General features: G+C 68.4%; 10 protein-coding genes. 7 read left to right on the top strand and 3 right to left on the bottom strand.

What is annotated here, in order from left to right; all coding sequences use genetic code 11:
• Positions 1 to 86: 86 nt before the first annotated feature.
• Together AC1C2U_RS10960 and AC1C2U_RS10965 are read right to left on the bottom strand one after the other, a co-directional pair.
• Positions 87 to 971, bottom strand: coding sequence for an ABC transporter ATP-binding protein (locus AC1C2U_RS10960; protein ID WP_495361764.1), 885 nt, complete (start codon positions 969 to 971; stop codon positions 87 to 89).
• 81 nt (positions 972 to 1,052) lie between these two features.
• On the bottom strand, positions 1,053 to 1,571 hold the full coding sequence (locus AC1C2U_RS10965; protein ID WP_495361765.1) for an Lrp/AsnC family transcriptional regulator: 519 nt from the start codon (positions 1,569 to 1,571) through the stop codon (positions 1,053 to 1,055).
• 544 nt (positions 1,572 to 2,115) lie between these two features.
• On the opposite strand from AC1C2U_RS10965, the gene AC1C2U_RS10970 reads away from it, so the two are divergent.
• The 7 genes from AC1C2U_RS10970 to AC1C2U_RS11000 all read left to right on the top strand — a co-directional run bounded on the left by AC1C2U_RS10970 (position 2,116) and on the right by AC1C2U_RS11000 (position 11,055).
• Positions 2,116 to 3,813: an ABC transporter substrate-binding protein gene (locus AC1C2U_RS10970; RefSeq protein WP_495361766.1), complete on the top strand. Its 1,698-nt coding sequence runs from the start codon at positions 2,116 to 2,118 to the stop codon at positions 3,811 to 3,813.
• A gap of 107 nt (positions 3,814 to 3,920) precedes the next feature.
• Complete coding sequence (locus AC1C2U_RS10975) at positions 3,921 to 4,964, top strand: ABC transporter permease (RefSeq protein WP_495361767.1); 1,044 nt, start codon at positions 3,921 to 3,923, stop codon at positions 4,962 to 4,964.
• Positions 4,961 to 5,887: an ABC transporter permease gene (locus AC1C2U_RS10980; protein WP_495361768.1), complete on the top strand. Its 927-nt coding sequence runs from the start codon at positions 4,961 to 4,963 to the stop codon at positions 5,885 to 5,887. The genes AC1C2U_RS10975 and AC1C2U_RS10980 overlap by 4 nt, the downstream gene beginning before the upstream one ends.
• 2 nt (positions 5,888 to 5,889) lie before the next feature.
• Positions 5,890 to 7,635, top strand: coding sequence for an ATP-binding cassette domain-containing protein (locus AC1C2U_RS10985; RefSeq protein ID WP_495361769.1), 1,746 nt, complete (start codon positions 5,890 to 5,892; stop codon positions 7,633 to 7,635).
• A 7-nt stretch (positions 7,636 to 7,642) separates the two neighbouring features.
• Complete coding sequence (locus AC1C2U_RS10990) at positions 7,643 to 8,842, top strand: C45 family autoproteolytic acyltransferase/hydrolase (RefSeq protein WP_495361770.1); 1,200 nt, start codon at positions 7,643 to 7,645, stop codon at positions 8,840 to 8,842.
• Between the two features lie 38 nt (positions 8,843 to 8,880).
• Complete coding sequence (locus tag AC1C2U_RS10995; protein WP_495361771.1) at positions 8,881 to 9,756, top strand: serine hydrolase; 876 nt, start codon at positions 8,881 to 8,883, stop codon at positions 9,754 to 9,756.
• 12 nt (positions 9,757 to 9,768) lie between these two features.
• Positions 9,769 to 11,055 (top strand): C39 family peptidase, encoded by a 1,287-nt coding sequence (locus AC1C2U_RS11000; RefSeq protein ID WP_495361772.1) that lies wholly within the window; start codon positions 9,769 to 9,771, stop codon positions 11,053 to 11,055.
• Positions 11,056 to 11,062: 7 nt separating this feature from the next.
• On the opposite strand, the gene AC1C2U_RS11005 is transcribed toward AC1C2U_RS11000, so the two are convergent.
• A complete protein-coding gene (locus AC1C2U_RS11005) occupies positions 11,063 to 12,199 on the bottom strand; it encodes a M20/M25/M40 family metallo-hydrolase (RefSeq protein WP_495361773.1) in 1,137 nt (378 codons plus the stop codon).
• Between the last annotated feature and the right edge of the window lie 81 nt (positions 12,200 to 12,280).

Consider the following 12,280-nt stretch of genomic DNA (forward strand, 5'->3'; position numbering starts at 1 on the left):
GCCGGCGCCGTATCGAGACCTGGTGCCGGGTCTCGATACGCTCGCTTCGCTCGCTACTCGACCAGCGGTGTTGTCCGGTCCGGTGCTCACAGCACGACCTCCTTGAAGATCTGGGCGAGCGTGGTGTGCTCGCGGGTGAAGCTCACGACTTCGCCGCGGGAGACGGCTTCGGTGAGTGCGGCCTGCCGAGCGGCATCCGTCTCGGCTTCGAAGACGGCCCAGCCACCGTCGAACTCGGCGACCCGGATGCCGGGCTGCTCACGCAGCCAGCCGACATCGCCCGAGGTGAGCAGCTCCCACCGCTCCGAGCTGTGCTCGGCGCGCAGGGCGTCGCCGGTGCCGGCGGCGGCGATGCGGCCGCCGGAGATGATGACGAGGTCGTCGCAGAGCCGCTCGACGATGTCGAGCTGGTGCGAGGAGAACAGCACGGGGGCACCGGATGCCGCAGCATCGGCCAGCACGCCCTGCACCGTCTCGACGGCCATCGGGTCGAGGCCCGAGAACGGCTCGTCGAGGATGAGCACCTCGGGCTGGTGCACGAGGGCAGCCGCGATCTGCGCCCGCTGCTGGTTGCCGAGCGAGAGCGACTCGATGGTGTCGTCCGTGCGCTCGCCGAGGCCGAGACGCTCGAGCAGTTCGATGGCGTTGCGGTGCGCGGCGGCGGCGGTCCAGCCGTGCAGGCGGGCGAGGTAGACCGTCTGCTCGAGCAGGCGCATCTTGGGGTACAGCCCGCGCTCTTCGGGCATGTAGCCGAAGCGGCGCCGGTCGACCTCTGTGACGGCGTCGCCGCCGAGGGTGACGGTGCCTTCGTCGGAGGAGAGCACGCCGAGGATGATGCGCATCGTCGTCGTCTTGCCTGCGCCGTTGCCGCCGACGAAGCCGGTGAGGCGGCCGTCTCCGACGGTGAAGCTCACGTGGTCGAGGGCGAGGCGCTCGCCGTAGCGTTTGGTCACGTCGTTGAGTTCGAGCATGGCTTCACGCTACGGATGCCGCGTGGCCGGGGCATCCGTCGCGTGACGGGTCTTGCCCGCGCCCCCATGCCGGCGGCTCCGTCACGAGGGGGAGACGGTCGCGGTCGGGCGCGCCGGATGTGTGCGTGCGAGGGTCGAGAGCGGGCGCCCCTCGAAGATCGTGCGCAGTGCGACCGTCGTGCTCACCCGCACGGGGTGGGTGGAGCGGATGCGCACGAGCAGCTCATCGAGTTCGGCCGCTGTGCCGAGCCTGGCGATGGCGAGATGACTCGCGTCGCCCGAGGTCGCGTAGCAGGATTCGATCTCGGGGTGCCCGACGAGAAGCTCGCCGAGATCACCGTCGGGCGCCGGTCCGGTGAGCGTGATCTCGAGGAATGCGGTGAGGGGCACGCCGACGGCCTGCGGGTCGATGACGGCGCGGTAGCCGCTGATGACCCCCCGCTGCTCGAGCCGCTGCACGCGCGACTGCACGGCCGAGGTCGACAGGCCCGTGAGCGTCGAGAGGGTCGTGAGCGTCGCCTGACCGTCGGCCGCGAGTGCTGCGACGATGCGCAGGTCGATGTCGTTGTCGAGTTGTGCTGTCGCGTTCGGCTCGCCCATTCGTTCCACCATAGTGTCCGGTTCATGCACCGCGTTCAGATCCGGCGATCCATGAGATAGGGTTCAGATGTTCAGCCTGGAGCAACGGAGCCCGGCTCGACCCACCCGAAGTGCGGGCGACTCCCTCCGCCGAAAACGGCAGTTTCTGCTCCAGGCCGATTGTGTTGCCTTCCTTCGGCAGATTTCCGATGAGAATCATAAGTTCTCGGAATTTCATCAGCCTGTTCACTGGACAGCCGGATTGTTGCCGATCGGTAAATTCTGATACGAATCGCATCTTGGTAGTTGACTATTCATCGCCCCATCATGTTCTCTTGCTAGAGATTCGAGTTCCGCACCACATGTCCGACTCCAGCAGCGAAGGAATATGAAACGTATGCGTGCTACCCCAACCCCCAGGAATGGAAGGTCGCGGCGTGGGTTCCCCGTCGTTGCGGCCGTCTCTCTCGCGGCCTGTCTTGCGATCGGGCCCGCGGCGACCGCGTTCGCCACTCCGCTCGCAAGCGACGCGACGCCGTCGGCCTCGTCGAGCGCCGATGCGAAGATGCTTCGCATCGCGACGGCCGGCTTCGTCGACACGTTCAACCCGTTCATCTCGATCTACCTGACACCGACGAACGTCATCCGCTACGTCTACGAGAGCCTCGTGCAGAACGATGCCGAAGACGGCTCGCCCACCGAGGGCCTCGCTGAAGAGTGGGAGGCCAGTCCTGACGGCATGACCTGGACCTTCACCCTGCATGAGGGCATGAAGTGGTCCGACGACGAGCCGATCACCTCCGCCGACGTGAAGTACACCTACGAGTCGATGATGAACGACCCGATGCTGGGCACCGCCAACGGCAACCTCGTGTCGAACTTCGAGAGCGTCGAAGCACCCGACGACCTCACCGTCGTCATCAACCTGAAGACACCTCAGGCGCCGAATCCCGGCTCCGAGATCCCCGTGCTGCCCGAGCACATCTGGGCCGAGGTCGACGACCCCACGACCTTCGAGAACGACGCCGATGTCGTCGGCTCCGGCCCGTACACGCTCGAGAGCTACTCGGCGAACCAGTCGATCACCCTGAAGGCGAACCCGAACTTCTGGCGCGGCGCCCCCAAGATCGACGGCATCCAGTACGTCTACTACACCAACTCCGACGCCCAGATCCAGGCGCTGCGCGCTGGCGAGGTCGACCTCGTCACGGGGCTCACCGACACCCAGATGAGCGCACTCGAGGGCGAAGAGGGCGTCACGACCCAGGCGGGCACCGGTCGTCGTTTCACGTCGATCAGCGTGAACGCCGGAGCCGAGACGCCCGAGGGCGTCGCCTACGGCACCGGCAGCCCCGCGCTCAAGGAGCTCGCGGTGCGCGAGGCGCTCCGTCTCGGCATCGACATGGAGTCGCTGCTGAAGAACGTGCTCGGCGGCTACGGCGCTCCCGCGACGAGCTTCATCCCGAGCGCGTTCGAGAAGTGGCACCTGCCCGACGACGACGAGGCGATCGTCTCGTTCGACCCCGACGCGGCGATCGCCAAGCTCGAGGGTGCGGGCTGGGTCGCCGGTGCCGACGGCATCCGTGAGAAGGACGGCAACCGCCTCTCGATCCGACTGCTCGCCGACGCGGAAGACATCGTCGAGATGTCGACCGCCGAGTACCTCGTGCCCTGGATGGCCGACATCGGCGTCGAGCTGAAGCTCGAGACGACCGACACCGACACCATCTCCGATCGCACCTCCGTCAGCGACTACGACCTGTACTTCTCGGGTTGGAGCGTGAACCCCGATCCCGATTACCAGCTCGGCCTCAACCTGTGCGCATCGCGACCCGACGCCGAGGGCAACGGCGCGACGAGTCAAGACGGCTACTGCAACCCCGAGTTCGATGCCCTCTATGCCGAACAGCACTCGGAGCTCGACGAGGGCAAGCGCGCCGAATTGGTGCACGACATGCTGCGCATGCACTACGAGGATGTCGCGCAGATCACCCTCTGGTATGGCCAGGCGCTCGAGGCCTACCGCTCCGACCGCTTCACGGGCTACACGACACAGCCCAAGGAGAACGGCATCATCGCGAACCAGGCCGGGTACTGGGGCTACCTCACGGTCGAGCCGGTCTCCGATGAGGCCTCTTCGTCGACAGGCGACTCCGGCCCGGCGATCGGTCTCTGGATCGGCCTCGGCGTGCTCGTCGTGGCTGCCGGTGTCGTCGCGATCGTGATCGTGCGACGTCGTAAGACCGCGGGCGATCGCGAGTAGTCGGACAACGCAAACCCGGTCGGATGTCGCCAGTGGCGGCATCCGGCCGGGCGACCGATGTCGGGCGCCAAGAGAAATCGGGCGCAAGTGAAGGAGGACGGAGCGCAATGACAGACACGATCACCCCCGTGAACGCGGCGGTGCACGACGAGAAGCTCGCAGAGGAAGCGCCGGCACGCTCGTCGTTTCTGAGCTACCTCGGCTCCAAGCTGGGCGGGGCGCTCATCAGCCTCGTCATGGTCGTGCTGCTCGGCTTCTTCGCCTTCCGGGTGCTGCCGGGCGACCCGGTGCGACGCATCGCGCAGGAACGCCCGATGAGTCCCGAACAGATCGCCGAGCTCCGGCGCCAGTACGGCCTCGACAAGCCCGTCACCCAGCAGTTCATCGACTACCTCGTCAACATCGTCACCGGCAACCTCGGTCAGAGCTACGTGTACCGCACCTCGGTGAGCGAGCTCATCGGGCAGTACATCGGTCCGACCCTGCTGCTGACCGGCACCGCCGCGGTCATCGCAATCACTCTGGGGCTGTGGCTCGGCCAGCGTGCGGCATGGCGCAACGGCTCGCTCTTCGACAAGGTCGCCACCGGCACCTCACTCACCCTGTGGTCGGTGCCCACGTTCTGGCTCGCGCTGATCCTGCTCATGGTCTTCGGTGGCACGCTCCGGTGGTTCCCGACGGGTGGTATGTCCGCCCCGGGCCTCGAGCCGGGCTCTTTCGCCTACGTCATCGACGTCGCCCGGCACATGGTGCTTCCAGTGGTCACGATGGTCGCGGTGGTCTTCGCGCAGTACCTCATGGTCATGCGAGCATCGCTGCTCGAGGAGAAGTCCTCCGACTACCTGACGACGGCGCGCGCGAAGGGGCTGCGCGACGACCTCGTGCGTCGTCGGCACGCCGTGCCGAACGCGCTGCTGCCCACGGTGACCCTCGTCTTCATGCACATCGGCGGGCTCATCGCCGGAGCCGTCACCGTCGAGACGGTGTTCTCCTGGCCCGGGCTCGGCAAGCTCACCTACGAGGCCATCAGCGGCCCCGACATGCCCCTGCTGCAGGGAACCTTCGTGGTCTTCTCGACCATCATCATCGTCATGAATCTCATCGCCGACCTCATCTATCGGCAGCTCGACCCGAGAGTGAGGCGCGCATGAGCACCACCGAACAGGCGCGGCCGGCCGCCCAGCTCACGACCCGGCAGGTGGCCGGTCGCCGGCGTCGTGCCTCGGCGGCGAAGCTCTGGCGCGAGTTCCGCGCGAGCGCATCGGGCATGTCGGGGCTCATCTTCCTCGGCGTCGTCATCCTTCTCGCGATCCTGGCCCCGGTCATCGCCGACCGCTCGCTGCTCGACGTCACGCAGCTCACCGACCAGCCGAGGTTCGCCCCGCCATCGTGGGAGCATCCGATGGGCACTGACCATCAGGGTCGCGAGCTGTGGGTCCGCATGATCTGGGGTGCGCGCACCTCGCTGCTCGTCGGCGTCGCCGCGACGGCGATGTCGATGGTCATCGGCACCCTCGTGGGCATGGCCGCCGGCCACTTCACCGGCGTCACCGGCGGCATCATCATGCGCTTCGTCGACTTCTTCCTCGTACTGCCCTCGCTCGTGCTCGCAATCGTGCTGTCGTCGGTGCTCAGCCGCGGGGTGCTCACGATCGTGATCGCCATCGGCGTGACCTCGTGGGCGAGTACCGCCCGCCTCGTGAGAGCCCAGACCCTCGCCGTCGAGGCCCGCCCATACGTCGAGCGCTCCCAAGTGCTCGGCGCGGGGCACTGGCACATCATCGGCAAGCACCTCTTCCCGGCGGTGCTGCCGCTCGTGCTCGCCAACACGACCCTCACGGTCGGTTCGGCGATCATCGCCGAGTCGACGCTCGCCTTCCTCGGCCTCGGCGACCCGACCCAGCAATCGTGGGGCACCATTCTGAAGGACTCGATGGACGTCTCGGCCGCGACGAGCGGCTACTGGTGGTACGTCGTCATCCCGGGTCTCGCGATCGTGCTCGTGGTTCTGGCGTTCACCCTCGTCGGGCGTGCGTTCGAATCCATCGTGAACCCGACCCTCAGGAGCCGTTGATCATGCCCGATCTCGTTTTCGACGACGTCTCGATCACCTATCGCACCGTCGCGTCGCGGGGTCGCGGCGACATCGCCGCCGTGCGCAACGTGAGCCTCTCGCTGCCCGCGGGCGGCACCCTCGGCATCGCCGGCGAATCGGGTTCCGGCAAGTCGACGCTCGCGATGAGCGTGCTGCGGCTGCTGCCCGACAACGCGGTGATCGACGGGCAGGTGCGCGTCGGCGATCAGAGCGTCTCCGATCTGAGCTTCGGCCAGTTGCGGGCGTTGCGCTGGTCGGAGGTCGCGATCGTCTTCCAGGGGGCGATGCACTCGCTGAATCCCGTGCGAACCGTCGGCCAGCAGATCATCGAGGCTCTCGAGCTGCACGTGAAAGACGCGTGGCGCAGCCCAGAGGCGCGAAAGGCCCGCCTGGCCGAGTTGCTGGGCCAGGTCGACCTGCCGCTCGCGAAGGCGGCCTCGTATCCGCACGAGCTCTCGGGCGGGCAGAAGCAGCGCGTCATGATCGCGATGGCGCTCGCGTGCGAGCCCGACATCATCATCGCCGACGAGCCGACGACGGCGCTCGACGTCATCGTGCAGGGGCAGATCCTCGAGGTCGTGAAAGACCTCGTGACCCGGCGGGGCATCTCGCTCCTCATGATCAGCCACGATCTCTCGGTGCTCGCCACCGCGTGCGAACGCATCGCCGTCATGCGCGACGGCGTGCTCGTCGAGGTCGGGGAGTCGCAGCAGATCTGCACCGATCCGCAGGAGGCGTACACGAAACAACTCGCCGATGCCTTCCCGACCATCGGGGACCCCGCGTCGCGGTTGAAGCCCGTCACCCGCCGCGGCGAGACGACGACGGGCGCGATCTCGGCGCCGGTCGCCGCCGCGGTCGCGCGCGCGATCAGTGCAGCGGATGCCGTGGAGGGGGCGGGCGATCCCGCGGCCGAAGACGTGGCAGAGAAGGAGGTCCTGCTCGAAGCCCGCAACCTCAGCGTCACCTTCCGCTCGCGCGGCAAGACCGTGCAGGCGGTGCGCGGAGTCGACCTCGCCTGTCGTCGCGGCGAGATCGTCGCACTCGTCGGCCAGTCCGGTTCGGGAAAGACGACGCTCGCACGAACCCTGCTCGGACTCGAGTCGCCCGACCGGGGAGGCCAGGTGCTCTTCCGTGGTTCGCCGCTCGGCCGTTCGACGAAGCGCCTGCGCGAGTTCCGTCGGCAGGTGCAGCTCATCCTGCAGGACCCGTCGGCGGCGCTGAACCCGAAGCTCAGCGTGTACGAAGCCGTGGCAGAGGGGCTTCGCATTCAGCACTATCCGGGCGACGAGCGCGATCAGGTCGCCGCGAGCCTCGAGAACGCCGAGCTGATGCCGGCGGAGCACTTCTTCGAGGCGATTCCGCACGAGCTGTCGGGCGGGCAGCGTCAGCGCGTCGTGATCGCCGGGGCGCTCGCGATGAATCCGCAGATGCTCATCGCCGACGAACCGGTCGCATCGCTGGATGCCTCGGCGCGAGGCGAGATCCTCGCGCTCATGCTCCGGCTGCGCGACGAGCTCGGCCTCTCCGCTCTCGTCATCACTCACGACCTCGGTCTCGCCTGGAACATCGCCGACACGGTCGCCGTGATGTACCACGGGGAGATCGTGGAGCGTGGCACGACCGAATCGGTGCTGCTCGACCCGCAGCACGAGTACACGAAGAAGCTGCTCGCCGCGGCCCCGAAGATCGTCGGGCGTGACGGCGTGCTCGCGACGGCTTCGTGACTCGCGAATGACCCTCCACGAGAATGCTCCGGTCTCCGGCCTGCCCTGGGTCGTCGTCGCCGGCGATCGCGACACGGTGTTCCGCGAGCTCGGCGCGCATTTCGCCGATCGCATCCGCGATATCCGGGCGCGGTCCGACGCGCAATGGTCGAAGCTCATGACTCGCGTCGAGCGCGAGGCCGTGGGTGAGCGGATGCAGCGCATCGAGGCGTCGACTCGCCGACTCTGCCCGGTCGAGTCGCACGAACTCGACCTGCTCGCCGAGGGTGCTGGGCTGCCCGCATTCGACCTGTGGGTGTACAACCTGCGCGGCGACGTCGGGCGAGACGGCACCGGATGCAGCGACGTGTCGTTCGCGACATCCGCTGCACTCGTCGTGGGTCACAACGAAGACGGCCACGCCGCCTCGACCGACGACGTCTGCCTCGTCACGCTCGCGATCGAGGGCGACCCGACCGTCACGGTCGTCTGGTACCCGGGTTTCCTGCCGTCGAACTCCTTCGTCGTCAGCGAGGCGGGCACCGTGTGGGGCCTCGATCACGTGCCGGTCGTCGAACCCGACCCGAACGGTGCGGGGCGGCACTTCGTCGCGCGCCACGCGCAGCGGAGCCACTCGGGTGCCGAGGCGATCGAAAGGGCGTCGTCGGTGCCATGCGCCGGCGGGTTCTCGTTCAACATCGGCGACCGGGAGACCGGCCGAGCCGTCATGATCGAGAACGCCGCAGGAGTCGTGGAATCGCGCTCGGCCTCGGAGACCTCGTCGTGCCTCTGGCACACGAATCACTTGCGATTCATCGAACATCCGGCGCCGGGCATGCAGCCGGGCGACGAGTCGCTCATCGAGAGCCGCACGCGCGGCGAGCGGTTGCGCGCGCACCTCGGGGCGCGACTCGACGAGCGGCACGGCGCCGCCCTCGACGCGAAATCGGTGTTCGCAGCCCTGCGTTCCGAAGGCGTTCTGAACCGATCCGCCGAACTCGTCACGTTCACGACGACGGTCGCCGATCTCGCGAACGACCGCATCATCGTGCAGGGCCGTGGCGCAGTGCCGGGCCGACTGAGTCGACCGAGCCGTGAGAACGCCGGCGACTCCACTACTGATGCGCGAGACGCATCAACAACTGAGTCATTGAGCAGCACACCGTGGACCGGTGGCCTCGCCGCGTTCGCACGCGGGCGAGCGCTCGAGATCCAAGCGCCGGTATGAGGGCGCCGGTATGAAGGCGCCGGTATGAAGGCGCCGGTATGGAGGCGGGCGACATGAGGGCGGGCGGCATGAAGGCGGGCGACATGAAGGCAGGCGGTATCGGGGTGGCGAACATGGAGTTCGGAACGGCATCGGGTATCACCTGGTCGGCGAAGGCGATCGACATCGATACCGGCGCGGTGCTCTTCGAGCACGACGCGCAGCGCGCGCTCGACACGGCGAGCATCGGCAAGGTGTTCCTGCTGCACTCGGTGCTCGAACTCGAAGAGCGCGGTGAGCTGAGCCTCGACGAGCCGGTGACGAGGCGGCCGAACGAGGCGATGGACAACTCCGGCCTCTGGTACCTGCTGCAGGCCGACACGCTGAGTGTCTACGACCTCTGCGCCCTCATCGGCGCGGTGAGCGACAACGCGGCGACCAACACGATGTGCCGTCGTGTCGGCCTCGACACCGTGCACCGTTCGACGGCGGCACTCGGGTACACCGAGTCCTCGCTCGACGACATCGTGCGCTGGCCGATTCCTCCTGGTTTCCCGCCGAACCTCTCGACGGGCAACGCCCGGGAGCTCACCGACTTCGTCGCGCGCGTCGCGAAGAGCGAGCTGCTCACCGAGGCGGGCTGCGACACGCTGCGACGGTGGCTCGGCGCCGGCATGGACTGCTCGATGGTGGCCTCGGCGTGGGGCCTCGACCCGCTCGCCCACTACTTCTACGACCGCGACATCTGGATGTGGAACAAGACCGGCACGACGAGTCGCGTTCGCGGCGACATCGGCGTCGCGATGTCGCCGAATCGACGAGTGGCGTACTCGGTGCTCGCGAACTGGAAGCGCGGCACCGATCATCGCGACGAGGCCCTCGCGACGATGCGCGACGCGGGGGCCGCGATCCGCGAGTACCTCCTGCACGGCTGAACGGGGATTCGGATGCCACGGCACGTGCAGTACAGCGCGGTGCGCACCGCAACGGGATTCGCTCGCGGCGCGCACGCCGGCACCGTCGTCGACGACGCCGGGTGGCTGCGGCGGGCCGGCTCGGTCGGGACGGCCGAAGAGGTGGGGGAGGCCGAGGAAGTCCGGGAGGCCGGAGAAGCCGGCGAGGCTGCGCCCGGGCGGTGGGCCTCCGAGCCAGTCGAGGTCCCGTTCCTTGCGACCGAGGCTATCCTCTCGTGGAATGCGGTCACCCCGCCCGGCACATGGATCGAGCTGGAGTTCGCCGCCAGGCACGTCGACGGCTCGTGGACCGGCTGGTACGTGATGGCTCGATGGGCGGAGGGCGACGTCGCCGAAGGCGCCTGCCCAGACGCCGTGCCGCGCACCACCGTGTCGGGTCAGAGCGACGCAGATGCGTCCGTGCACGCCGATACCTTCGTCGCCGCTGCCGGCCGTCCGTTCGAGGCGTACCGGATCCGCGTGACCCTCGCTCGCAATGCGGGCGTCGACGTCGACGCATCGCTCGCCATGGTCGGAGCGATGGTCTCGGCGCTCGACGACGCGACTCCGCTCGACGACGCGACTCCGAACGACGATGCGACTCCGCTCGACGATGCGGCTCGCTCCGAGCACGACGGCGTCGGCGAGGGAGGCGCTCGCGGCATCGCGCTCGAGGTGCCGCGATTCTCGCAGCTGCTGCATCGCGGTACGCATGTCGAGCTCGGCGGCGGCGGTGAGGCCTGGTGCTCGCCGACCTCGACGGCGATGGTGCTCGGCTTCTGGGGGCGGCTCCCGGTGCCGCAGACCCTGGCCTCGGTGGTCGCGCCGAATGGCGACCCGCAGGTCGTGTGGGTGGCCGCGGGCTGCTACGACCACGACTACGGCGGCACGGGCAACTGGTCGTTCAACGCCGCGTTCGCCGCCCGCCAGGGGCTCGAGGCGTTCGTCACGAGGCTGCGTTCGCTCGACGAGGCCGAGAGGTTCATCGCGGCCGGCATCCCCCTCATCGCCTCGGTGTCGTTCACTCGCGATGAGCTGCCCGAGGCGGGGTACGTCACCGAGGGGCACCTGCTGGTGATCGCGGGGTTCGAGGCGAACGGCGACGTCGTCGTCAACGATCCGGCGGCGCCCGGCAACGCGGCCGTGCGTCGGCGCTATCCGCGCGCGCCGTTCGAGCGCGCGTGGCTTCGCAGTGCCGGCGGCAGCGGCGGCGTGGTCTACGTCATGCACCCCGTCGACGTGCCGCTGCCCGCCGCGGTCGGCGAGGAACGCAATTGGTGAGCCGGGATCACCGCGCGAGCACGGCGGTGAGCAGTTCGATGCGATCCCGCAATGAGGAGAGCAGGAGGTGCTCGCTCACGGCGTGGGCGCCGCCGCCGCGTGGGCCGAAGCCGTCGATCGTCGGGATGCCGAGGGAGCCGACGAGGTTCGTGTCGCCGGCGCCGGCAGCGGGGCGACCGGTCGCAGATCGGCCGAGTGCGGATGCCGCGCGCCCGACCTCGTCGAGGAGTGTCCGATCGCCCGCGCCGGCCAGCCACGCCGGACGACTCGTCAGGATGGTCGCACGTACGGAGGCGCCCGCGCGGATCGGCGCGAGCCGGGCGAGTGCGCCGAGCACGTGCTGCTCCGACTCACCGTCGACGAAGCGCAGCCCGATCTCGGCGGAGGCGGCGTCGGGCACGACGTTCGCCCTCGCGCCGCCACTCACGGTGCCGACGTTGCAGAGCACCGGCGAGATCGCCGAAGCCTCGGCGACGACCTCGCGCACGACGAGCAACTGGTCGACGAGTTCGTCGATGGCCGACACACCGCTCTCCGGATCGAGCGCCGCGTGGGCCGCCCGGCCTTCGATGTCGAGCCGAACCCGAGTGCTGCCGGCACGGCCGACCTTGAACGCGCCGTCGGGGTGGGGCGATTCGAAGCCGATGACGCCGGCGACGCCGTCGAGCGCGCTCCGAACGAGCTCTTGCGAGGTGGGGGAGCCGACCTCCTCGTCGCAGTTGATGAGGATGCGCACCGGACGCCTCGGGCGATCGTGCAGGATCTCAAGGGCGGTGAGCATCATCACGAGCCCGCTCTTCATGTCGAACACCCCCGGGCCTCGCACGATGTCGCCGTCGACCGACCACGGCACCTCGCCCGTCAGGGTTCCGTGGTCCCACACGGTGTCGGAGTGGCCGAGCAGCAGGAGTGGCGCCTCGTCGCTCGTGCCCGGAACCTCGATCACGAGATGCGTTCCGGCGTCGGTGACGGCGCGGCGGATCTCGCTTGCGAGCGGTGCGAACCATTCACCGAGCAGCCGTGTGATCTGCTCGCTCGCCGCCGCGTCCATCGACGGAGTCTCGATCTCGACGAGCTGCAGCAGCCGATCGGGCACCGCACCCCACGCAGCATCCACCGCCGCCCTGACCTCTGCTGGTGTCATGATTCCCCTCGGTAAAGATACGCTGCATATTCTAGCTGCAGCATCGCAGAGACATCGAGTAGAAACTGTCAAGGAAAGGCC

The organism is Agromyces sp. Y575 (assembly GCF_059445445.1).

Coding starts and splice junctions, on each gene's coding strand:
- AC1C2U_RS10960 (WP_495361764.1), bottom strand. CDS start 971: ATGCTCGAACTCAACGACGTGACCAAACGCTACGGCGAGCGCCTCGCC.
- AC1C2U_RS10965 (WP_495361765.1), bottom strand. CDS start 1,571: ATGGGCGAGCCGAACGCGACAGCACAACTCGACAACGACATCGACCTG.
- AC1C2U_RS10970 (WP_495361766.1), top strand. CDS start 2,116: ATGCTTCGCATCGCGACGGCCGGCTTCGTCGACACGTTCAACCCGTTC.
- AC1C2U_RS10975 (WP_495361767.1), top strand. CDS start 3,921: ATGACAGACACGATCACCCCCGTGAACGCGGCGGTGCACGACGAGAAG.
- AC1C2U_RS10980 (WP_495361768.1), top strand. CDS start 4,961: ATGAGCACCACCGAACAGGCGCGGCCGGCCGCCCAGCTCACGACCCGG.
- AC1C2U_RS10985 (WP_495361769.1), top strand. CDS start 5,890: ATGCCCGATCTCGTTTTCGACGACGTCTCGATCACCTATCGCACCGTC.
- AC1C2U_RS10990 (WP_495361770.1), top strand. CDS start 7,643: ATGACCCTCCACGAGAATGCTCCGGTCTCCGGCCTGCCCTGGGTCGTC.
- AC1C2U_RS10995 (WP_495361771.1), top strand. CDS start 8,881: ATGGAGGCGGGCGACATGAGGGCGGGCGGCATGAAGGCGGGCGACATG.
- AC1C2U_RS11000 (WP_495361772.1), top strand. CDS start 9,769: ATGCCACGGCACGTGCAGTACAGCGCGGTGCGCACCGCAACGGGATTC.
- AC1C2U_RS11005 (WP_495361773.1), bottom strand. CDS start 12,199: ATGACACCAGCAGAGGTCAGGGCGGCGGTGGATGCTGCGTGGGGTGCG.